Consider the following 23,393-nt stretch of genomic DNA (forward strand, 5'->3'; position numbering starts at 1 on the left):
TCATGATTTTTAGGAAAGATGTATTAAATACTTAGATCTATTTTCTTTTCAATTTCTTTCGGTTCAGGCATGATAATCTCTCGGTCGTTTTCTGAAAATTCATCGCGGTAAACCTGAATTAATAAAATGGTGATGGAAATTAAGATCGGTCCGAAAATTAAACCCATAAAACCAAAAAGATTGATTCCCATAATAATTCCAAATACGGTGTTAAGCGGATGAATATTTTCAAGTTTCTTTAACAAGGTAAATCTCAGCAAATTATCCGTTAATCCCACAATGACCAGACAGTACACCGCCAGTCCTAAACCCGGACCTACATTTCCTTCGGCAATCATGAAAATACAAACCGGAATATAGACGATTGCAGCTCCAACAATCGGAAGCATGGAGGCCACACAAGTCAATGCAAATAATAAAATCGCACTGGGAGCACCAAAAATAAGATAACCAATTAAGGCGATCAATCCTTGTCCAATCGAGACCACCGGGATCCCAATTGCGTTAGCCATAACCATTTTTTGAATTTTCTCACCCAATAAATTCACGTTTGCTCTCTTTAAAGGAGCTGAACTTTTCAGTAATTTTTCAAAAAGAAGTGGCTTTTCCAACATAAAATATAGGATAAAATACATCGAAGCGACAACTGTTAAAGTATTGAATGTACCACTTAGCGCCGCAGTAGAAAATTTAGCGACGTTATCTTTAAGTTTGGTTAAATTTTCATTGCTCAGGATATCAACATGGGTTTTAGCATAAATAAAATCATGAATCTTATCGATGAAAATATTGAATTTTTCCATGTAAACCGAAGCATTCCCCAATTTCTCGATAAGCAAACCTCCGATAAAATAGATAGGCAGAATCAAAACCACCAGCGTTCCCAATATAATAACCATTGAAGCGACCCAGGGTTTCCACTTCAACGTTTCCTGTAAATACAGATTATACTTTCTCGTAATAACATAAAGCGTAATCGCACCTAGAAGCGACGGCAAGAATAAGGATAGATGAAAACAGATTAATCCAGCAAGGACAACAATCAACACAAGCAAAAAAAACTGCTTGATTTTTACTTCACTGATTTGATGTTTTCTATTCGGCATAATTGATTATTAAAAAAAGCAGTGGTTTAAGACCACTGCTGTCAAATGTACAGATATTCTTTAAAATACCGAAGTTTTATTTAAATTTTCACCGTGATTGGTCGTGGCCTACCACAGAAAGCACAATAAGCGGAATACATGACTACCAGATAAAACAACATCGTGAAAACAATTCCGATTCCACATAGAAAAATGCCCGCAGCACTGATTAAGAGCCCAAGAAAACTCGATCCCAAAAATGTTCCGTAATTTTCTTTTGCAATAGAAAATGACTTGCCCAATGCCTCCGAAAAACTGGCGTTTTCAAATAATAAAATTGGATAACCTAACAGAAAGAAAGGAAGAATAAGAAATACCGGCAAAAAACACAACATCGCTGAAATGACCATCAAAATGCTGGTTATCAAAGAATACAAAATAATATTTAAAAAATTTTGTCTGAATCCGATAAACAGATCAGAGAACCTTATCGATTCCTGCAAATTGTATTTGTTGGTAATGTAAATAAGCCCTACATACAGCGGTGCAGAAAGCAAACTTACCAAACCTGAAAGGCCGGAATAAAGCCCAAATCTTGGTATCGACCATAAATTTGGAAAACTACCTTCAGAAGATTTTATTTCTTCCATCATGTCTGCAGAGTTAAAGCCTGAAATTGGCTGCACTAAGAGAGAAACAGCAAACGAAATAAGAACCGCTGCTATTGCATAAAGAAATACGCCTTTATACATTTCGAAGGCATGGGAAATAATTGCGCCCGCCGATTTTTCGGGTCCGGTCGGCTGATCAAATTCTTCAAGAGTATCCATAGTTTTATTTTTAATGTTCTCAAATTTATCATTAAAAATTTATATGGTCAAAATTTCGCAAAACATTCTACTCATTTTCTTTAAAAAACTGCTGATATAAAGTATATATCATCGCATGCCAGAAAGGAAAGGTGAGCAAAAACCCAAATCCGAACAGCAATATTCCGGATAGACTAAATAATACGGCAATCATCACCGAAATAAGAATCGTGGTGAAATCCTGTTTTAATCCTTTAAAAGTTAACTTAATGCCTTCAATGGTATTTACATTCATAAAAAACATCAGAGGAATTGAGAAAAGGGTGAGAATAATCCAGACAAGCCCCAGTATTACTAATGAGTTGGCATAAGAAAAGACAATCATCCAAAAAAGGTAAAATCCGAAAAACTTGAAGAAATCAAAACCCAGATAACCTGCGAATAAATCATTCAAACCTACTTTTTCCTTAAGATCTATTTTTCTGTAAATTTTATAAAAACCCACATTTAATGGATTTAACAAAGCGAAAAGAAAGAAAATCCCTAAAAGGAAACCTTGAGTTTGCGGCAATTTTGCAATCTCTTCCATCTTTTTATTAAATGCCGGAAAATCGGTTTTTACCAATTCACTGTATTGGGTCACCTCATCCCACAGTCCAAAATATCTGAAGAGATAAAAATATCCCAGAAAAAACAGTGAAAAGTACAGCAAGCTAAACGACAACTGATAAAATAAAGTGCTGTTCCAGTACGTAAATGCCGTTTTTAAAATCTTCTGTATGCTGACCTTTTGCGGGTAATTATTTTCCATGCTGCAAAAATAAGCAAAACCTAAAGATTAACTCCTAAAAAGAGTATTTTTGCCCAATGCTAAAAAACAGTCATCCCAACTTTGATAAAATGGATGAACTTTCCCAAAAGAAAGTTCCCTTCTTTTTTATGGTTGATTTTTTAGTAGAGAACGTTCTGGTTTTTACGGAAAACGAATTAATAAAAAACAGCTTATATATTGATTTTCAAAACAATACAGATATCCCTGATCAACAAGAGAACCAAACCAATATTCAATTAAAATCATTTCCAGAAAGTGAAGAGATTTATAAAAAAGGATTTGATAAAGTTCAGCAAAATCTGAAACTGGGAAATTCATACCTCACCAATTACACGTGCAAAACCGAAATTGAAATCAACCTCACCTTAACGGAAATTTTTCATCGGTCAAAAGCAAAATACAAAGTTCTTTATCACGATCAGTTCGTCTGTTTTTCTCCTGAAACTTTTGTTGAAATTATTGATAATGAAATCTTTACACATCCGATGAAGGGAACAATTGATGCCTCCACCAAAAATGCAGCTGAAGTTTTGAAAAACGACATTAAAGAAAAAGCCGAACATTATACAGTGGTCGATTTACTCCGGAATGACCTGAGCATGGTTGCTGATGAAGTGAAAGTGAATGAATTTCAACGAATCGATTTCATCCAAACCAATAATAAAGATTTGTACGCGATGAGTTCAGAAATTTCAGGCAAACTGAAAGCCGAATTTCAAAACAAAACAGGAAGCATCATGAAAAAATTACTTCCTGCCGGTTCCATTCTCGGTGCACCAAAACCAAAAACATTAAATGTCATTCTGGAAGCAGAAAATCACAGAAGAGGATTCTACACTGGCGTTTGCGGTTGGTTCGACGGTAAAAATCTGGATTCCTGCGTGATGATCCGGTTCATCGAAAAAGAAAACGGAAAACTTTATTTCAAAAGTGGTGGTGGAATCACTCATTTGAGTAATTTTGCCGATGAATATCAAGAAATGAAAAATAAAATTTATGTCCCAATTCATTGAAAGCATTAAAGTAGAAGACAAGCAGATTTTCTTACTGGATCAACATCAGAAACGCGTCAATGAAACGTTTTCTAATTTTGGCAAAGAAGTCACCATCAATTTAGAAGAGATTTATAAAAGCCTGGAACATGATGAAGATGGTCTTTATAAATTTAAAATCGTCTACGATCTGACGGGGAAATACAAAACACAGATGATCCCGTATGCGATGTCCGAAATTTCTGATTTTAAGTTAGTTGAAAACAATTCCTATGATTATTCCTTCAAATTTGAGGATCGGAAAGAACTCGAAAAGATGAAAATTTTATCGAAAGCCGCGGAAATCATCATCGTAAAAAACAATCACATTACCGATTCTTCCTATTCTAATCTTTTATTTAAAAAAGGGAAAGACTGGTTTACGCCAAAAACCTATTTATTAAACGGAGTTCAGAGACAACATTTACTCCAATCGAAGAAAATTAAAGAAGCGGAAATTACGCTGCAAAACATGAGCGAATATTCTCATTTTCAAATCATTAACGCAATGAATACTCTGGACGATAATTGCAGCTATCCGATAGAAAAAATAAAGAATTTACCTAAACAGTCTGAACACATCGGACTGTAATTCCGTTACGATTTCAAAAATTCGAAATAGCCTTTTAACACCTCAGCATTTTCTATATCCGAAGTGTCAACTTCCAGAATTTTCGGCTTCTCATCCTGTTTAAAGAAGTGATCTAAAACCCGCGAAAGCGTGTCCTCATCATCAACTTTGGTATAAGCAAATCCAAAATGTTTTGCTAAATATTCTGTATTTTTATGATGTTTTGTCAAAATAAATTCGTCCAAAGCATTGGTCGAGCTCGGTCCGGGAATAATTTTAAAAATATCTCCGCCGCCATTATTAAAGATAATAATCCGGGTATAAGGCGGAATATAATTGTTCCACAAACCATTGATATCATAGAAAAAACTCATATCTCCCGTTACCAGAACAGTTTGCTCTTGCGATTTCATTGCAAAGCCCATCGCGGTCGACGTGGAACCGTCGATTCCGCTGGTTCCGCGGTTGCAGTACACATTATTTTTCTGAAAATCAAAAAGTTGCGCATACCGGATCGCAGAAGAATTACTGATATGCAGATTGATTTTTTCCGGTAATTTTGCAGAAAGCAGTTCGAACAGTTTAAAATCTGAAAAACTTGTCTGCTCACAATATTGCGTGTGTTTCAAATCTCTTTTATCACGCAGAACATCCCACAGGTTGAAGTATGGACTAGGTTCCAGTGAAACAAACTTTAATAATTGAGCAAAGAATTTTTCAGGAGTTGCTTTTATTTTTTCAGTCAGGGCAAAGAAAGTATCAGGGTGCCAAACCTCATCAATATGCCAGTGACATTTCGGATTCGCTTTTCGCAGGAACTGTTTTACTTTTTTTGAAACTACATTTTGGCCAACCGTAATTAATAAATCCGGTGCGTAAGTCGTGAAATCCGCCTCATTAAAATTAAAAATATAGCGGTCAATATGTGCGAAAAACTTATCGTGTTTCAAATTGGAATTGGCTTCCTTCAAAACAACAACAGTATGATTTTTAACCAATTGCGACAACTGCATTTCCAGCTCTTCACTATAATCTCTTGTGCCGACCAGAATCATAATTCTTTTAGAAGTATTCCATTCTGCAATTATATTTGAAGGCAAATCATAAGCCGTTTCTCGGATGGTTTTTTCTACCGGCGGAAAATTCGGCAGTTCCGAAACCATATTGTACAAAGGTTCTTCCAGCGGAATATTGATATGAACCGGCCCCTGTTTTTCAAAACAGACCTCGATGGCTTTTTTAATTAATGCGAAATTATAATCCCCGGCATTTTCTTCTGAATCTTCCAACAACTGAAAATCTCCGTAGGAATGTTGCTGATATAGATCTTTCTGGCGAATGGTTTGTCCATCGAATATATCGACAAAATCAACAGGTCGGTCTGCCGTCAAAATTAAAAGCGGTGTATTTGAATAAAAAGCTTCCGTAATCGCCGGATAATAATTGGCGGCGGCAGAACCGCTTGTACAGGTTATTGCTACAGGTTTTTTCGCACTTTTCGCCATTCCCATTCCAACGAAAGCCGCACTTCTTTCATCTACAATACTGTAGCAGTTCAATTCATCCATTTCGGAAAAGTGAATGGCCAACGGCGCATTCCGGGATCCGGGCGAAATAACGATATCGGAAATTCCGTATTCTTTTAATAAATATGCTAAAATCTGAATGCTTCGTTTGGACGAGAATTGTTTCATAATCTAATGGATTGTGGCAAATTTACTGATAATTAAAATTTTAATCTAAAAAAACTTAAATTTGCAAACGAATTCTTAATCAAACAAAATGAAACAGATCCCAAGTGTGGATTTGCGTGATTTCCTTTCGGGTGAACCGGAACGCAAACAAAAATTTGTAAATGAAATCGGAAAAGCATACGAAGAAATTGGCTTCGTTGCGCTAAAAGGTCACTTCTTAGACGACCGGTTGGTTGATGAACTTTATGGCGAAGTAAAACAATTCTTTGATCTTCCAGTAGAAACAAAACAGAAATACGAAATCCCCGGAATCGGCGGACAGCGTGGTTATGTAGGTTTCGGAAAAGAAACCGCAAAGGGTTTCAAAAAAGGAGATTTAAAAGAATTCTGGCATTTCGGACAGTATCTGGAAAACGGCTCAAAATACGCAGCAGAATATCCGGATAATGTGGAAGTTACAGAAAATCCCAAATTCAATGTTGTTGGAAAAGAAGCCTACCAAATGTTGGAAAAAACCGGCGTTTATGTTTTGCGTGCTTTGGCTTTGTATCTTGGTTTAGATGAGTTTTATTTCGACAAATTTGTCGCTGAAGGAAACTCTATTCTGAGACCAATCCATTATCCGCCGATTACGCAGGAGCCGGACAATGCAGTTCGTGCAGCTGCGCACGGCGACATCAATTTGATTACGCTTTTGATGGGCGCGCAGGGAAAAGGACTTCAGGTGATGAATCACGATGGAGAATGGATCGATGCAATTGCACAACCAGACGAACTGATGATCAATGTTGGCGATATGTTGTCGAGACATACCAATAACAAACTGAAATCTACGATTCATCAGGTGGTAAATCCACCGAGAGAAATGTGGGGAACTTCCCGTTATTCCATTCCGTTTTTCATGCATCCGGTGAGCGAAATGCCGCTGAATGCATTAGAAAACTGTGTGGATGAGAACAACCCGAAATTGTATGAAGACACTACGGCAGGAGAATTTCTGCACGAGAGATTGATTGAACTTGGTTTGATCAAAAAATAAATTCATCTTTTGATAATTTAAGGAACGGGCAATTTTGTCCGTTTTTTTTATGATCAGGCACTTCAATAATCAAACACAAGCCGTGCAATAAAAATGGAGCCTGAAACACTTAATCAAAAATGGCGCTGTTTTCTGTTATTTTAAATTTTGCAAAACTGTGGTTAAATCTTCGTATTTTTGCAAAGTTTTAAACAGCATTTTCCAGACATCTCAAAAATGCTGAAATGAAGAACCACAATTAAATAATTTCAACGTATGTCTTTAATAAAATCAATCTCAGGAATCCGCGGAACCATCGGTGGGAAAGTTGATGAAAATCTAACCCCGCTTGATGTGGTAAAATTCACGTCCGCTTTTGGGACTTGGCTTCAAAATAATAAAAACAAAAAAAATTTAACCTTAGTCGTTGGTCGCGACGCCCGAATTTCCGGTTCCATGGTGAATTCGTTAGTTTGTGCAACTTTGCAGGGCTTGGGCATTCACGTGGTAGATTTAGGACTTTCTACAACGCCAACTGTTGAGGTAATGGTTCCGGAACTCAACGCAGATGGCGGAATTATCCTCACCGCTTCGCACAATCCAAAACAATGGAACGCGCTGAAATTATTAAATGAGAAAGGCGAATTCATTACCGGTGAAAATGGCACCGAAGTTTTAGCATTAGCAGAAAGTCAGGATTTTGAGTATGCCCAGGTTGATGATTTAGGAAAATACGAAACCAGAGACGACGCTTTCGATATTCATATTCAAAAGATTTTGGATCTGCCGATGGTTGATGCCGAAGCCATTAAAGCTAAAAAATTCAAAGTCGTTGTAGACGCTGTAAATTCTACCGGCGGAATTGCCATTCCTCAGTTGTTAGAACATTTCGGGTGCGAAGTCGTGAAATTATACTGCGAACCGAACGGCCATTTTCCACACAATCCTGAACCGTTAAAAGAACATTTAGGAGACATTTGCGAACTGATGAAAACCGAGAAAGCAGATGTTGGAATCGTAGTTGATCCAGACGTTGACCGCTTGGCTTTGGTGGATGAAAACGGTGAGCTTTTCGGTGAAGAATACACTTTGGTCGCTGTTGCAGATTATCTTTTGAAAAATAAAAAAGGCGCAGCGGTCTCTAACCTTTCTTCGAGCCGTGCTTTAAGAGACGTCGCGCGTACGTTGGATTCCGAATATTTCGCAAGCGCTGTGGGAGAAGTCAACGTAGTTACTTTAATGAAAGAAAAGAATGCGGTTATCGGTGGCGAAGGAAATGGAGGAATTATTTACCCTGAACTTCATTACGGTCGTGATTCTTTGGTGGGTGTGGCTCTATTTTTGACGCATTTGGCAAAAGAAAACAAAACGGTTTCAGACCTCCGGGCGACTTATCCAAGTTATTTTATGGGTAAAAAGAAAATCGAGTTAACTCCCGATATTAATGTTGATGAGCTTTTAACTAAAGTGGAAAAAGAGTATCAAAATGAGGAAATTTCAACCATTGACGGCGTGAAAATCGATTTTGAAAACAATTGGGTACATTTGAGAAAGTCAAATACAGAACCGATTATCAGGATTTATACCGAAGCATTTACACAAGAAGAAGCCGATCAGTTGGCAGATCAAATGATCGGAAAGATAAAAAGTCTGATTTAAAAATGAAAAGATAAAGTGCGAAGACAGATGTTTTCCGCAGATTTTTGATTTTTCAGATATAAATTATTAAGTTTATTTAAATTTAAAAAAACAATCATCTCAATCAATCCGGAAAATAAAAAAGAATTGTCAAAAATCAGTACTTGTTCTTAAAGCTGTCGGAGTGGATTTTGTTGAGACTGGAGAATTTTAGGGTAAAGATTTTGTAAAAAAAATTAAAAAATCTAGACAAGAGATAAAAGAGGGGAAACCCAAAAAAAGTGCTCTTGAGATTTATGGAAATAAAAAAGGATAGTATTAATAAAAGAAAAAACTTTTTCAAAAACTACAAAGTAATTTTAGCAATTGAAAAAAGATAACAAATATTTTGGAAGAATTTTTTGAAAATGAACTTGTTGAAAAGTTCGAAGCAATGGTTGAGAATAACGATGAATTCTACTTCGAAACCGAAGAGTACGAAGAAATCATTATTTATTACCTCGAAATGGGGGATATCTCCTTCGCCGATATGGCAACGAAATATGGGTTGAAAATTCACCCGAACTCCCTTGATTTAAAAGTGAAACAGTTCGAAGTTCTTTTGGAACTGGAAAAATATCCTGAAGCCAAAGAACTGATGACGGAACTGAAGGAATCCTGTATGGATAATACAGACTTTCTGGTGTGCTGCGCCAAATACTATTCTAACCTTGGAAATCCAAGACGCTCCATTGAGTATTGCGAGAAAGGGCTGGAACTGGAAGAGGAAGAAAACTTCCTGCATAATTTCATCGCCGATGAATTTGTCAATTTGGAGGATCCGTTTAAAGCTTTGAAGCATTATAAACTGGCTCTGAATTTCGATCCCCAGGATGAGTATTCCTTAGAAAACGTGATGTCCTGCTATAACCAATTGAAGAGAAGCGATGAAGCCATCGAGTTTCTGAACGGTTATCTGGATAAATTTGCGTTCTCAGAAACCGCCTGGTACGAATACGGACAGTTTTACTTTAACAGGAAAAACTACGAAGAAGCGATTAAAGGTTTCGATTATCTTTTGGCAATCAATCCGCAGTCCGTGGGAGTTTACGCCAACAAAGCGGCCTGTTTCGAAGCGATGGGCGAATGGCTGAAAGCCATCTCTGTGTACGAGGAAATGCTGGCGTTGGAATATACCAAATCATTTACTTTCTATAAAATTGGATTGTGCTACAAAGAAAACAAACAGCCGGTTTTAGCCTTAAACTATTTTCAGAAATCATTGCGGGACGATCCCCAGTTTTATCTGTCGATGATGGAGCAATCGTACGTTTATGAAGAAATGGGCGCAATGAAGGAAGCCCTACATTTTGCAAAAGAAGCGGTTTCTTTGAACGAATCGAATTTGGATTATCAGAAAAGACTTGCTTTTCTGTACATCGAAGGTGGGAAGTTTGAAGAAAGTTTAGTCTGCCTGAAAAGGCTGGTTGATTTCGAACCGGGGCGTTTCTACAATTGGTATGCTTATTCAGAGGTATTAATGTTGATTGGCGAATTTGAAGAAGCTGTAAATGTGCTGGTAGAAGCGACAAAATCCCATCACAGAGCCGAACTGTTTTATCAGTTAAGCAACTGTTACTTCCAGCTGAACAGCCAGAAGAAAGGCAGGGAAGCATTGGCAACGGCTTTAAATCTCGATCCTCACTTGCTCGAAGATATGCAGCAAAAATATCCTTTTCTTAAGGAAGAAGTGGATAAAGTAAAAACCAAAAAGAAATAATTTTTTTTAAATAAAATTAAAACGCATTTTTCAATGCGTTTTTTTTTGTATTAAAACAGAACTGAAATAGAATTATCGATAATACATTTCCAGAAACTCAAAAAACTCAGCCATTCTGAAAATATTATTAATGATCAGGTAAAAGAACAGAACAGAAACAGTACCGTACAAAAACGACAGCGTTTTCGGCGAATCTTTATAACCATAAAACAGCCAGCCCAGAAGCAACGGAATTACAAATATAAAATGACCGCCGTAAATATAAGAAGTGTGCAATCCGAATTTTAAAATGCAGTGAATGACAATATCCACCAAAAAAGAAATCATCAGAATTTGAACGAATTTATTTTTAAAGTTTTTGGCAAAACTCCACAATACAAGTGTTAAAACCGCTGCCACAAACAGATACGGAACCGCAGAGGAATACACATCCATAAAAAGCGCTTTGTACTGGAATCCTTTTTTATTGTGATAATCCCGTGTCGCAAAGCTGCTGAACAGTATATTACCGCCAAAAAACCAGGACACCATCATGTCCCAAACCGGCGTAACTTTTGGGTTAGAAAACTTTTCGTATTGTTCACCGGATTTATTTAAAAAGTTTAAAAACTTAAAATCCAGACGGTACAAAAACAATAAGACAAATACAGAAACGGAGATTGCAACGCGTAAAACAAGATTTCCAAATTTCCGCCAGTTGCGGAAAACCATCTTTTCAAAAAGAAGCGGAATATAAACTTTAACAATATTCGTTACCGTTAATCCACCGATTGCAACGCCTGCCAAAGCCAAAGCCGCAGCGGAAATTTTTTCTTCCTTTCTCAATTTTAAAGCGGCATAATAATTAAACAAAACCAGAAATAACAAAGTGTAAGTGTAGGTTTCCGGGGTGAAGGAAAGCAAAATCGGCGTGGTGAAAAAAGAGAAAAAGAAAAGAATCAATAAAGAAATCTTTTGGGGTAACGCAATAATATTCTTTAAATATTTGTAAATCTGAATTAAACTTAAACTCACCGCAAAGTTGCTGCACCAAGCCAAAACCAGCCGGAAGGTTTCATCTTTCTTTCCATGAGAAAACAAGTACGCAAACTCCCGGATCCAGTTGAAAAAATAGTTTGCCAGAGGATGTCTCTCAAATCCCCCACCCGTCATGACAATTGCCCGGTTGTCAAAACTAAAATAAGCATCCCACGGAATTCGGTCATCAAAAACAATCCGGTAATTCAACGCAATTGTGGTTCCCAAGAACCCATACGCTGTAAGGAACAGTAGAAATAAAAACAATTCGAATTTTGTTTCCGGGAAAACAGTTTTCAGAAAACCGGTTAATTTTTGTTTCAGATTCAAGGTAATAATTTTGCGCAAAAGTAAGAAATTTTAAGAACTGCAGGAAAGGGTTGAACAACCGGTTTGTCCATCATACTGCGGCGGTCGTTTTACAGAAAACTCCGGGTAGATTTCCTGGTAAGGGTTTTCTAAGGCAGTAAGCAGTTTGTTCAGCAATTCTTTTTTTCCTTCATTCAGCTCATTGATGCATTCAAAAAGCAGATAATTTCTAAGAATGAATTTAGGATTTGTTTCTTTCATTATCATTAAAGACTCCGTTTTTGAAATTGAATTTTTCGCCAGCCGACTTAGATAAAGACTGAGAAATTCTCCAAATTTTTCAAATTGCTCTTCGGTTGTTTTTGAATAGAAAACCTCTTTAAAGTGGATTTTAAAATCAACATTTTCCGAGTATGCTTCCAGTTGTTTAAAAAATAAAGTATAATCAATTTCTAAATCCTGCATGAGTTGTTGTGCTTTGGTGAATAATTCGTCATCACCTTGCTGCAGTTTATCGAGACCGAATTTTCTAGCCATCATTTCATCATGCCTGATCCAAAAGTCGGTATTGAAATCATTCAGGGTTTTTTCTAATTTCTTTTCATCTTTAATTAAAGGAAACAAAGCATTTGCCAGTTGCCAAAGATTCCATTGCGCGATTTTTGCCTGATTCCCAAAAGCGTATCTGCGGCCGGGTAAATCGGTCGTATTTGGGGTAAAATTCAGATCATACTCATCCAGAAAAGAAAACGGACCGTAATCAATCGTTAAGCCGAGAATCGACATATTGTCGGTGTTCATTACTCCGTGAACAAATCCAACGCGGTACCATTTTACAATCATATCGGCCGTTCTATCGGCAACTGCCTTAAAGAATTCCGCATATTTTTCCGGACCGGTGCTGTGGATTTCAGGGAAGTAATTTTCAATTGCAAAATCGGCGAGTTGTTGCAAAGTTTGATTTTCACCTTGGGCAGAAAGCAGTTCAAAATGTCCAAGCCTTAAAAAACTCGGTGCGGTTCTGGTCATGACAGCGCCTTTTTCATAAGCGGCATTCCCATCATATAACATGTCCCGAACAACTTGTTCTCCGCTGACAGAAAGGGATAACGCACGTGTTGTCGGAATTCCCAAATGATACATCGCCTCACTCATTAGATATTCCCTAACGGAAGACCGGAGAACGGCTCGGCCGTCTGCGTGCCGGGAATACGGAGTTGCACCGGCACCTTTCCATTGTATTTCTGTGTTTTCACCTTGGGCATTTTTAATCTCTCCGGCGAAAATGGCACGGCCATCTCCTAATTGTCCCGCCCAGTTGCCGAACTGATGCCCTGCGTATGCTGTTGCGTAAGTTTTCATACCGCTCGGAAGAGATTTTGCATTTAAAAAATCTTCATCGGTCTGGTTTCCCATTTTTTCTAAACCGATTTCGATTGCAAGTTTTTCATTAAATATAATCAGTTCAGGGTTTTCAAAACCGGCAATTTCTACGGTAGAAAATACGGCTTTTGGTGTTTGCCTTTGCATGGGATTTCCGGAAAGATCGCCGGGAAAAAGCGTCAAATATTGTTGGGTAATATGATCTAAATTCATAATTCAAAGTTCGTTAAAAAAAACATCCTTCCAAAAGATTGAAAGGATGTTTTCTATTTATTGTATAGATTGCTGTTATTTGTTAAAATCGATATCGTCGCCGGTATTGATATTTTCATTAACGTTATCTTCTTTTCTTGCCGACGGTTTTTTGACTGGATTTATGGGCTCTTCCTGCTTTGGATTCTTGATTTCATCGATGGTTTGCAAACCTCCATCGTCGCCATAGCCACCAAGTCCATTCAGATCGCCGCAATTTCCGGTCCAGTTAGATGGTTTCACAAATTTATCTTCGGGTGAAATTCCCAGTTCTTTATCTGCCCAAACTTTTTTCATGTAAATCGCCCAAATCGGTAAGGCCATTTTCGCACCCTGTCCTTCACCTGTTCCACGGAAATGCGTCGCCCGGTCTTCCCAGCCAACCCAAACGCCCGTTGCAAGATTCGGGGTAATTCCCATAAACCAACCATCGGAGTTATTTTGGGTCGTTCCCGTTTTACCTGCGATTTCAATTCCTTTCGGAACTCCTCTTCGCGCTAATTCTCCGGAAGCTGTTCCGAATTCTGTTACGCCTTTCATCAAATCGATCATGGTGTAAGCGTACAGTTCGTTCATCACTTCCCTCGATACAGGTTTTACTTCTTTAATGACTCTTCCGTTGGCATCTTCGATTCTCCAGATCATTTCGGGCTTAATGTAATTTCCGTAATTGGCAAAAGTACTGTAAGCGCCCAGCATTTCGTATATCGTAATATCTGAAGAACCTAATGCCACCGCATATTCATTCGGAATTTCTTCGGTTACTCCCAAATCACGGGCAGTCTGTATAACACTTTTCACACCGGTCATTTCTATCAACCGAACCGCTACGGGGTTTTTAGAATGCGCAAGTGCATCTCTTAAAGTTAGATTTCCGCCTGAACCCTGCACTTTCCAACTTCCTTTGACATAAGTCGCATTAGAAACGGTAGAACAAGGCGTCATTCCTAATTTCATAATTGCGGTGGCATAAACAAACGGTTTAAAGGTTGACCCTACCTGTCTTTTACCTTGTTTTATGTGGTCGTACTGAAAATGCTCCCAGTTGATTCCTCCTACCCAGGCTTTTATCTCACCTGTTGCGGGAACCATCGACATCAATCCTGCCTGTGCAATTTGTTTATGATACCGGATAGAATCCCACGGCGACATTTCTACTTCTTCTTCACCAGCCCAAGTAAATCTCGAAGTTTTGATCGGTTTTTTAAAATCGAGCATAATTGAATCTTCCGGCACACCAGCATTTTTCAATTGCTTGTATCTTCCAGTCCGCTTCATCGCACTGAGCATGATGGAGCTGATCTGACTATCATTAATTAAATAAAAAGGTCTTTGTTTTCTGCCTCTCTGTTCGGCATCAAATCTACTTTGCAGATCGGTTAAATGTTCTTTAATCGCCTCTTCAGCATAGGTTTGCATTTTCGAATCCAGCGTGGTGTAAATTTTCAGACCATCTTTAAATAAATTTAAAGTTTTGCCGGTATTCTTTTCATAATCTTTTATATAGCTCTCGATTTCTTTTCTCAGATAATACTTGTAGTAAGCCGAATAGCCTTCATCAATAGATTTAACGGGATGAAAGTCAACATCGATAGGCGTTGCCACCGCTTTTTCATAGGTTGACTGATCGAGATAACCCGTTTTCAACATCTGATCAAGCACCACATCTCTTCTGCGTTTTGCTCTTTCCGGATTCCGCATAGGATTATTTGCAACCGGTGCTTCAAGCATTGCTACAAACATGGCAGCTTCCGGCAAAGTGAGTTGACTTGCTTTTTTATTAAAATAAATTCGGGACGCCATTTCGATTCCGTTGGCGTTATTTACAAAATCAAATTTGTTGAAATAAAGGGTGATGATTTCTTCTTTGGTATAGCGCTTTTCTAAACTTACGGCAACGACCCACTCCTTTAACTTCTGAAAAGATCTTTGTACACTGTTTTGCGACGCTGCTCCTGTAAACAACAGCTTTGCCAACTGCTGGGTAATGGTAGAACCACCACCGCGTTTTCCGCCAAAGGCAACTGCACGCGCAACTGACTGCAGATCAATCCCGGAGTGCTCTTTAAACCGTTCATCTTCTTTTGCCTGCAAGGCATAAATTAAAAAGGGTGGCAATTCCTTATAAGTAATCGGTTGCGTTTTTTCTTTTTCAAACTTGCCCAACATCTGCCCATCTGAAGAATAAATTTCAGATGCCACATAAATATCCGGATTTTCAAGTTCTTTTACATCGGGCATGTCACCAAGAAAACCTTGCGACACGGCAAAAAATATTCCTGCGATTCCCACGATGAGAAGAATGAGTGCAGTCCAAACAAATTTCACCCATTTTTTCCAGCCAGTGTTTTTGGCTTTTTTTGGAGGAAGCGGAAATTTTTGTTGCGGTTTACTTCCTTTGTTCTGTGTGTTTTCCATAAATAAGTTTACGGTTGTGCTGTTTCTATTTTTACGCCAATATCTTCAATTCCGGGCAGGTTATCATTTCTCATCGCCTGAATAATCCCGATGGAATAATCACCGTTAGCCGGAAATTTATAATCTAATTTATACTGAAAGAGGGTTTCTTTGGTATCGCCGAAACCTTTTCCTATCCACCTGCCGTTGGGTTCTGCCAAAATATAATTCAGGGTATCTGTACTCTTCTTTTTCGTCTGCCCATCATGGAAATTAACTATCAACCTGATATTGCTGTACGGATAATCGTTATTATTTCTTACAACAAATATAATATTTTTTGCTTTTTGAGCATCTGTTACTTTAAAGTCAAATTTCTGTTCTGCTTTTTTGTCCCATTTTCCATTGAGATTATTCACGAACACCTGTTCAGCATCTTTGCTGCAACTGGCAAGAAAAAGCAAAACGAAAAAAGCACCCATTATCTTATGCATTGTCATCACGTTTTGGCTGAGGCTTCTTTTTAAAGTTTTTGGGCTTTTGTTGAGGTGGCTTTGCATTTGACTGGACTGGTTTATTAACAGGCTTTTCAGCTGGTTTTTCAGAAATTCTCTTTCTTTTTTCGCCTTGATTTGCCGCCGGTTTGTTCTCTGACTTTTGCTGGTTGTTTGGCTTTCTTTTATTTTGATTTTTACCTGTGTTTTTATTTCTTCTTTCGAAGCGGTCCATATTATTTTCCTGAATTAAATCTACTGATTTCACAGGGATATCATGAACTTTTACGTCTTCCAAAGGTGGTGCTTTCTCGCCTTTTTTATTTTTGGCAATCATCTTTTTCACATCCTGAACATCCAAATCATACCATGCCATTGAATGATCTGCATAAGCAAACCACATTCTCTTTTTGAAGACATCAATTTTAATACAGAACGCTTTTCCTTTTTCGGTATCAATGGTTGTTGACGATGGTGGAAAATCGCTCAGCGCATCCAAATAACTGTCGAGTTCATAGTTAAGGCAACATTTCAGCTTTCCACATTGGCCGGCTAGTTTCTGAGGATTGATGCTCAGTTGCTGATACCGTGCCGCATTAGTATTTACAGAACGGAAATCCGTCAGCCAGGTTGAACAGCACAACTCTCTTCCGCAGGACCCGATGCCTCCGACTTTTGCTGCTTCCTGCCGGAAACCGATCTGTTTCATATCAATCTTAGCGCGGAATAAAGAAGCGAATTCTTTAATCAGCTGGCGGAAATCCACCCGCGTTTCTGCGGTATAAAAAAAGGTAACTTTCGTGCCGTCACCCTGGTATTCCACATCGGTGATTTTCATTTCAAGATTGAGTGCATACGCAATCTTTCTGGCCTGAATTTTTACGCTTTCTTCTTTTCCGCGGGCATCCTGCCATACCTCAATATCTTTTTGGTTGGCTAAACGGTAAATTTTCAGAGGGTTTTCTTCAGAGACATTTTTCTTTTTCATCTGAATTTTTACCAATTCTCCTGTAAGGCTTACTACACCTATATCGTGACCCGGACTAGATTCTACTGTGATAACGCTTCCCATATGAAGCGGTAATTTATTGACGTTTTTATAAAAAAATTTGCGATCGTTCTTGAATCTTACTTCCACAAAATCTGTTTGAGATTGAGATGGATTGTTAATATTCGAAAGCCAATCGAAAACACTTAATTTATAGCTATTCCCGCAAGTATCTACACTTCCACAGCCATTCGCGGATTTTGTTCCGCATGAATGGGACGAATCGCCGGATGTTTTACATCCACAACTCATATTTATATTTTTATTATATGTTGCAAATTTACTATATTTTTTTTTGTATATTCCAATGAGAGTGAATTTAACAGTGTACATTTTTTAATTATACACAAATAAGTCAGTATTTTATGAATAATTTAATGTTTTTTAAAATACTATGCAGATAATACAATTTAAAAATAAAAATACTTTTTGCCTTTATTGATTTCATTTAAATTAAACAAAAACTATATTTTGGGGTAAATCAATTTCATAAATGCTATTAATTAAGCATTTGCAGCTTTACTAAATAACGATTAGAATTAAACATTAGGCATGAAATAGCATTTGTTTAAAATAAATTAAGAATAATTAACATTTGTTTAGAAATTAATTTTATATTTGGAACATTAATAATGATTTTATGAAAAAAATAGTTTTAACAACAGCATTGTTGGCTGGGGTTCTTGCTCACGCCGGAGGCTTTAGAGTTTCTTTACAAGGTGTAAAGCAATTAGCAATGGCTCACACAAGCGCGCATGCGGAGGATGCAAGTGTGACATTTTTCAATCCTGCAGGAATGTCTTTCATCCCTTCTAAATTAAGTGTTGCAGCTGGTGGTTTTGGTGCCAAATCAATTGTAACCTACCAAAATTTATCTACTCTTGAATCTTATGAGACCAATAACCCTCTTGGAACTCCGGTTTATGCTGCGATAGCGTATAAAGTTTTAGACAATGTTTCTGTAGGATTTAATTTATCTACACCGTTTGGCAGTACTATTGAATGGCCTTCTGACTGGGCTGGCCGCGAAATCGTACAGCGCCTGGAGTTGAAAGCCTTTTATTTTCAACCGATGATTTCATTTAAATTAGCGCCTTGGGCTTCTGTGGGTGGTAGTTACATCTATGCAAAAGGAAGTGTAAACTGGGACAAAGCGGTGACTCAGTTAGGAGGAACCCTTAACCTGACAGATGATAAAGCGTCTGGTAGCGGTTTTGGCATTGGTTTTTATTTCCAACCTGATGAAAAATGGGACATAAGCATTGCTTACCGCTCACCGATAGATATGGAAGCGAAAAATGGAAAAGTAAGCTTCGATATTTCTCCGGCTCTATATCCTTCTTTAGGTCTTGATGCCGCCGGAACAGATTCTTTCAAAGCAACCTTGCCTTTAGTAAATGAATATACTGTAGGTGTTACTTACAAGGTGACTCCGAAATGGTTGGTTTCTGCAGACTTTAATTACAGCGGTTGGGACCGATACAGCCAGCTTACTTTGGATTTTGCAAATGCACCGATTGGGAATCAGCCGAACGATCCAACAGTTTTGGTTAGCCCGAAGAATTTCAAAAGCACCCAGACCTGGAGAGTGGGAACTCAGTATAAAATCAATGATATGATTGCAGCACGTGCCGGATATTATTATGACCAGTCGCCATATACGGATGAGAATTTCCAGGCGGAAACACCATCTTTCGACTCTAATGTTATTACGGCCGGTTTAGGATTTAACATTGCTAAAGGATTTGGAGTAGATGTCGCAGGAGCAATTGCACTTCCAAAAAGCAGAGACGTGAAAAACTCTTTTAACAACTTCTTCGGACAGGCGAAAGCGAAAGCGTATTATTTCGGTTTAGGTCTCTCATATAACGTATTTTAAGATTTAATTTAATTATGAAAAAAATATTAATTTCAACAATCGCTGTTTCAGCATTATTTTTTACAATAAGCTGTGAAACAGATTTTGATACCGATGTAAGCAGCATTCAGGTTACCAATGGAGAAGCAAACTTTTCCAAATATGTTTCACTGGGAAACTCTTTGACCTCGGGATTCAGAGACAACGCTTTGTACATTGACGGACAAAATGATTCCTACCCAAATATCATGGCCCAGCAAATGAAACTTGCAGGTGGCGGCGCTTTCGTGCAACCATTAATGGCGGATAATAACGGTGGATTGATCCTTGGCGGAACTGTAGTACAGGCTACCAAATTATATATTAAATCATTTACAAACGGTGCTCCTGATATTGTGAATGTAAATGCGACGCCAACTACAAATGTTGCTACAAAAATTACAGGTTCACTAAATAATATGGGAATACCGGGTGCGAAATCCTTTCACCTTATCACTCCTGGATACGGAAATATTGCAGGCGTCTCAACAGGAACAGCAAATCCATATTATGCAAGATTTTCATCAAGTGCAACTTCCAGAGTGTTGGATGATGCGATTGCTCAAAAACCAACTTTCTATTCTTTGTGGATTGGAAACAATGATGTTTTAAGTTATGCTACAACCGGTGGAATGGGTACAGACCAAAAAGGAAATACCAACCCAGCGACTTATGGTCCAAATGACATCTCTGATCCGGCCGTGGTTGCAGGGTCAATTCAAACTATTTTACAAACTTTTAAAAATTCCGGCGTCACCAAGGGAGTTATTGCAAACATTCCTTCTGTCACTTCAATTCCTTACTTTACTACTGTTCCTTACAATCCGCTAACACCGGCAGCTTTAGGAGCAAATCTGAGTGTTTTGAATGCCAGTTTGTACACCACATTAAAACAAGCACTTACCGCTTTTGGGGCTGGAAATAGAATTAATTTACTTTCTGCTACTGCTACCAACCCAGTTTTAATTAAAGATGTGTCTTTAACTAATCTGTCTGCGGAACTTACCCTTGCATTAACTCCATCATTGGGAGCACCAACAGCAGCTGCTTTTGGTCAGATTTATGGTCAGGCAAGACAAAGCACCCCAGGGGATTATATCCTGTTGCCAACGAAATCAGTAATTGGTTCTACAGTGTCGGGAGCACCAGCTTCGATCAATGTTTATGGTATTTCATATCCTTTGGAAAATCAACATGTTTTAACAGAAGCAGAAGCAGCTAAAGTAAAAGCAGCTGTTGATGCATATAATGCTTCTATAAAATCACTTGCAGACAGCTATGGATTAGCTTTCGTAGATGCAAATGCGAAAATGAATGAATTGAACGGCCTGTCCGGAATCCAGTTCGATGGTGTGAAATATACCGCAAAATTTGTTACAGGAGGAACTTTCTCTCTGGATGGAGTTCACCTAACAGGAAGAGGATATGCAATTGTTGCCAATGAATTTTTGAAAATGATTAACCAAAAATATAAATCCACTTTACCAATGGTAGAGGTGAATAAGTATCAAGGAGTAACATTCCCGAAATAAATAAATAAAAATCATTAAACTTAAAACCACTTGAATTCTTCGAGTGGTTTTATTTTTTTTAAATTTGCACATCTAAAAAAAAGTAAAAATGGCTGAGCAGGCAAGTTATTTATTCTCTACCAGGACGAGCAAAGTTTTGGCGGAAAAAATTGCACAATTTTATGGGCAAGAAATGGGGAAAATTAATTTCCAGGAATTTAGTGATGGGGAATTCGAACCCGTATTGGATGAATCTGTTCGTGGTGGGCGGGTTTTTTTAATTGGATCCACTTTTCCACCGGCAGACAATCTTCTTGAGTTACTGCTCATGATTGATGCAGCCAAACGAGCATCTGCAAAAAGTGTCACGGTAGTTTTGCCTTATTACGGTCTGGCAAGACAGGATCGAAAGGACCAACCCAGAGCTCCAATCGGCGCTAAACTGGTTGCAAACCTACTCACCGCAGCTGGTGCAACCCGTGTGATGACCATGGATTTACACGCAGATCAAATCCAGGGATTTTTTGAAATTCCGGTAGATCATCTCTATGCCTCTACGATTTTCATTGAGTATATCCAGCAGTTAAAGTTAGAGGATCTTACGATCGCTTCACCGGATATGGGCGGTGCAAAAAGAGCAAAAAATTATGCAAGTCATCTTGGGGCAGACGTGGTAATCGCCTACAAAGAAAGAAAGAAAGCCAACGTTATCGAAGAAATGTTTTTGATTGGTCATGTAGAAGGGAGAAATGTAATCCTTATCGATGATATGATTGATACGGCGGGAACCCTCTGCAAAGCGGCAGATATTCTGATGGCTAACGGAGCGAAAACTGTCCGGGCAATGGCAACACATGGTGTGCTTTCGGGGAAAGCGTATGAAAACATTGAGAACTCCAAACTTTTAGAAGTGATTGTCACCGATACAATTCCTATCAAAACAGAATTATCTTCAAAAATAAAAGTATTGTCCTGTGCAGAACTCTTTGCAGACGTGATGAAAATGGTTCATGAACACAAATCGATAAGCGATAAATTCATTATTTAAAAAAATAATTTATATCTTTGCAACCTTAAAATTTTTTAATATATTATAATGAAATCAATTACAATTCAAGGTACAAAAAGAGAAAGCGTAGGCAAGAAGTCTACTAAAGCCTTACGTGATGCTGAATTAGTTCCTTGTGTTGTTTACGGAGGCGCCGAAACTTTAAATTTTTCTGCAGAAGAAAAATCTTTCAAAGGTTTGGTATATACTCCTGAAGCACACACGGTATCTATTGAGGTTGACGGAAAAACCATTCCTGCCGTACTTCAGGACATTCAGTTCCACCCACTGACAGACAAAATCCTACACGCTGATTTCTATCAGTTGTCAGATGATAAACCTGTGGTGATGGAAGTTCCGGTAAAACTTACAGGACGTTCAAAAGGTGTTGTTGCCGGTGGTGCAATGAGACAGTCTTTCAGAAAACTGAAAGTGAAAGCAATCCCTGCAAACCTTCCAGACGAAATCGTGGTAGATGTTACTCCACTTAAAATTGGCAGCAAACTTTATGTTGGCGATATCAAAACAGAAGGATTCTCTTTCATGCATCCTGCCAACGCAGTAGTAGTTGCTGTTAAGATGTCCAGAACTGCAGCCAAAGGCGGTATGTCTGTTGACGAAGATGAAGAAGAAGAAACTCCAGCAGGAGACGCTCCAGCTACGGAAGAAACAAGTGCAGAATAAATCTACACTCAGTGATATAAAGTCCCGCCCAGCAATGAGCGGGACTTTTTTATAGATTCTGATGAGCCGTTTTATTTGGGCAGCTTCATCCGCCCTCCACTCCCGCTTTTTTCACGCCACTGCGTTCTGTGAAAAAGAGCTCCGTTCAGGTCGGGCTGCAGGATCAGGCATTTTTTCGAAACCCGTCCTTAACTTAAAAGCCAGTTTCTAACTTTAGTAGTCAAGCTTCTCATTTATTTTAATTATTTTTACTTTTCAAAACAAATTGTTGTGCTTACAAAACGGCTAAGTTTATTTTTTATATTGATTTTCTTTTTTTCTTCTGCTCAGCAGAACGAAGAATTTAAAATGGTGAAAAATTATTTTGATTATCAGCGTTCCATGCTGAACACTGAATTCCGGAAGCGATTCGATAATGAAGTTACCACCAATGATAAAATGGCGGTTGAAAAGGATTTTCACGAGTTTATGCGAAAACTCGACAGCCTTCAGAATAACGCTTTGATTCACGCTTTAGTAAAGGTCAAAATACGGGAAGATTTAAACCAACTTCAAAAGCAGGTGCCATCTTCCGGCAATAATCCGGAAAAAGCTAAAGTAAGCAGCAATGCAGCTTATCCCGGCGGTTTCAATAGCATGCGCCAGCAAATCGCAGAGCGGTTTTATACCAATGCGGTTCTAGCTGACCATAAAATGATGAGAACAGACTTGCTCTTTGTTGTTGAAAGAGATGGGTCAATAACTTCCGTAAAAGCAGAAGGAGATAATTCCACCTTTAACCGCCAGGCCGAAATTGCCCTTTATCTTCTCCCGGAAAAATTTGCTCCGGCTTTCATTAATGGAACAGCGGTGCGATACCGTTTCAGACTGCCTTTGTCCATGAATTTCGAATAGCTTAATAAATTTAATTGCAATA

Annotated in this window: 19 protein-coding genes; 10 read left to right on the top strand and 9 right to left on the bottom strand. The window is 38.2% G+C overall.

Going from position 1 to position 23,393, the window contains the following annotated elements; translation table 11 throughout:
• Positions 1–23: 23 nt before the first annotated feature.
• The 3 genes from NBC122_RS03985 to NBC122_RS03995 all read right to left on the bottom strand — a co-directional run bounded on the left by NBC122_RS03985 (position 24) and on the right by NBC122_RS03995 (position 2,705).
• Positions 24–1,106 carry an AI-2E family transporter gene (locus NBC122_RS03985; RefSeq protein ID WP_133439138.1) on the bottom strand — a complete coding sequence of 361 codons (1,083 nt, stop codon included), beginning with the start codon at positions 1,104–1,106 and terminating at the stop codon, positions 24–26.
• A gap of 80 nt (positions 1,107–1,186) precedes the next feature.
• Positions 1,187–1,915, bottom strand: coding sequence for a beta-carotene 15,15'-monooxygenase (locus NBC122_RS03990; protein WP_133439139.1), 729 nt, complete (start codon positions 1,913–1,915; stop codon positions 1,187–1,189).
• Between the two features lie 67 nt (positions 1,916–1,982).
• Positions 1,983–2,705 (bottom strand): hypothetical protein, encoded by a 723-nt coding sequence (locus NBC122_RS03995; protein ID WP_133439140.1) that lies wholly within the window; start codon positions 2,703–2,705, stop codon positions 1,983–1,985.
• A 56-nt stretch (positions 2,706–2,761) separates the two neighbouring features.
• Between NBC122_RS03995 and NBC122_RS04000 the strand changes: the two genes are divergently transcribed.
• Entirely contained in the window at positions 2,762–3,739 is a 978-nt protein-coding gene (locus NBC122_RS04000; RefSeq protein ID WP_133439141.1) for an aminodeoxychorismate synthase component I, read from the top strand.
• Positions 3,723–4,349 (top strand): aminotransferase class IV, encoded by a 627-nt coding sequence (locus tag NBC122_RS04005; protein ID WP_133439142.1) that lies wholly within the window; start codon positions 3,723–3,725, stop codon positions 4,347–4,349. Before NBC122_RS04000 ends, NBC122_RS04005 begins: the two co-directional genes overlap by 17 nt.
• A gap of 5 nt (positions 4,350–4,354) precedes the next feature.
• On the opposite strand, the gene menD is transcribed toward NBC122_RS04005, so the two are convergent.
• Positions 4,355–6,022, bottom strand: coding sequence for a 2-succinyl-5-enolpyruvyl-6-hydroxy-3-cyclohexene-1-carboxylic-acid synthase (gene menD / locus NBC122_RS04010; RefSeq protein ID WP_133439143.1), 1,668 nt, complete (start codon positions 6,020–6,022; stop codon positions 4,355–4,357).
• 88 nt (positions 6,023–6,110) lie between these two features.
• Here menD and NBC122_RS04015 point away from each other — a divergent pair, with 88 nt between their 5' ends.
• The 3 genes from NBC122_RS04015 to NBC122_RS04025 all read left to right on the top strand — a co-directional run bounded on the left by NBC122_RS04015 (position 6,111) and on the right by NBC122_RS04025 (position 10,437).
• Positions 6,111–7,061 carry an isopenicillin N synthase family dioxygenase gene (locus NBC122_RS04015; RefSeq protein WP_133439144.1) on the top strand — a complete coding sequence of 317 codons (951 nt, stop codon included), beginning with the start codon at positions 6,111–6,113 and terminating at the stop codon, positions 7,059–7,061.
• Positions 7,062–7,316: 255 nt separating this feature from the next.
• The gene (glmM, locus tag NBC122_RS04020; RefSeq protein ID WP_133439145.1) at positions 7,317–8,699 is read left to right on the top strand and encodes a phosphoglucosamine mutase; all 1,383 of its coding nucleotides are present in this window, start codon (positions 7,317–7,319) and stop codon (positions 8,697–8,699) included.
• A 367-nt stretch (positions 8,700–9,066) separates the two neighbouring features.
• Positions 9,067–10,437 carry a tetratricopeptide repeat protein gene (locus tag NBC122_RS04025; protein ID WP_133439146.1) on the top strand — a complete coding sequence of 457 codons (1,371 nt, stop codon included), beginning with the start codon at positions 9,067–9,069 and terminating at the stop codon, positions 10,435–10,437.
• Positions 10,438–10,509: 72 nt separating this feature from the next.
• Here NBC122_RS04025 and NBC122_RS04030 read toward each other — a convergent pair whose 3' ends face one another.
• The 5 genes from NBC122_RS04030 to NBC122_RS04050 all read right to left on the bottom strand — a co-directional run bounded on the left by NBC122_RS04030 (position 10,510) and on the right by NBC122_RS04050 (position 17,589).
• A complete protein-coding gene (locus NBC122_RS04030) occupies positions 10,510–11,802 on the bottom strand; it encodes a DUF6080 domain-containing protein (protein ID WP_246012441.1) in 1,293 nt (430 codons plus the stop codon).
• Between the two features lie 12 nt (positions 11,803–11,814).
• Positions 11,815–13,359 carry a protein adenylyltransferase SelO gene (locus NBC122_RS04035; RefSeq protein ID WP_133439147.1) on the bottom strand — a complete coding sequence of 515 codons (1,545 nt, stop codon included), beginning with the start codon at positions 13,357–13,359 and terminating at the stop codon, positions 11,815–11,817.
• Positions 13,360–13,434: 75 nt separating this feature from the next.
• Positions 13,435–15,816: a penicillin-binding protein 1A gene (locus NBC122_RS04040; protein ID WP_133439148.1), complete on the bottom strand. Its 2,382-nt coding sequence runs from the start codon at positions 15,814–15,816 to the stop codon at positions 13,435–13,437.
• An 8-nt stretch (positions 15,817–15,824) separates the two neighbouring features.
• Positions 15,825–16,289 (bottom strand): gliding motility lipoprotein GldH, encoded by a 465-nt coding sequence (locus NBC122_RS04045; RefSeq protein ID WP_133439149.1) that lies wholly within the window; start codon positions 16,287–16,289, stop codon positions 15,825–15,827.
• Complete coding sequence (locus NBC122_RS04050; RefSeq protein WP_133439150.1) at positions 16,282–17,589, bottom strand: PSP1 domain-containing protein; 1,308 nt, start codon at positions 17,587–17,589, stop codon at positions 16,282–16,284. The genes NBC122_RS04045 and NBC122_RS04050 overlap by 8 nt, the downstream gene beginning before the upstream one ends.
• Before the next feature lie 388 nt (positions 17,590–17,977).
• Here NBC122_RS04050 and NBC122_RS04055 point away from each other — a divergent pair, with 388 nt between their 5' ends.
• From NBC122_RS04055 to NBC122_RS04075, 5 genes are all read left to right on the top strand, one after another.
• Positions 17,978–19,216, top strand: a complete 1,239-nt coding sequence (locus NBC122_RS04055; protein WP_133439151.1) for an OmpP1/FadL family transporter — start codon at positions 17,978–17,980, stop codon at positions 19,214–19,216.
• 14 nt (positions 19,217–19,230) lie between these two features.
• Positions 19,231–20,766: an SGNH/GDSL hydrolase family protein gene (locus tag NBC122_RS04060; protein ID WP_133439152.1), complete on the top strand. Its 1,536-nt coding sequence runs from the start codon at positions 19,231–19,233 to the stop codon at positions 20,764–20,766.
• A gap of 88 nt (positions 20,767–20,854) precedes the next feature.
• Positions 20,855–21,793, top strand: coding sequence for a ribose-phosphate pyrophosphokinase (locus tag NBC122_RS04065; RefSeq protein ID WP_133439153.1), 939 nt, complete (start codon positions 20,855–20,857; stop codon positions 21,791–21,793).
• Positions 21,794–21,841: 48 nt separating this feature from the next.
• Positions 21,842–22,477, top strand: coding sequence for a 50S ribosomal protein L25/general stress protein Ctc (locus NBC122_RS04070; RefSeq protein ID WP_133439154.1), 636 nt, complete (start codon positions 21,842–21,844; stop codon positions 22,475–22,477).
• 348 nt (positions 22,478–22,825) lie between these two features.
• On the top strand, positions 22,826–23,371 hold the full coding sequence (locus tag NBC122_RS04075) for an energy transducer TonB (RefSeq protein WP_246012443.1): 546 nt from the start codon (positions 22,826–22,828) through the stop codon (positions 23,369–23,371).
• Positions 23,372–23,393 lie beyond the last annotated feature (22 nt).

The sequence above is a fragment of the Chryseobacterium salivictor genome (assembly GCF_004359195.1).
GTDB classification, from domain to species: Bacteria; Bacteroidota; Bacteroidia; order Flavobacteriales; family Weeksellaceae; genus Kaistella; species Kaistella salivictor.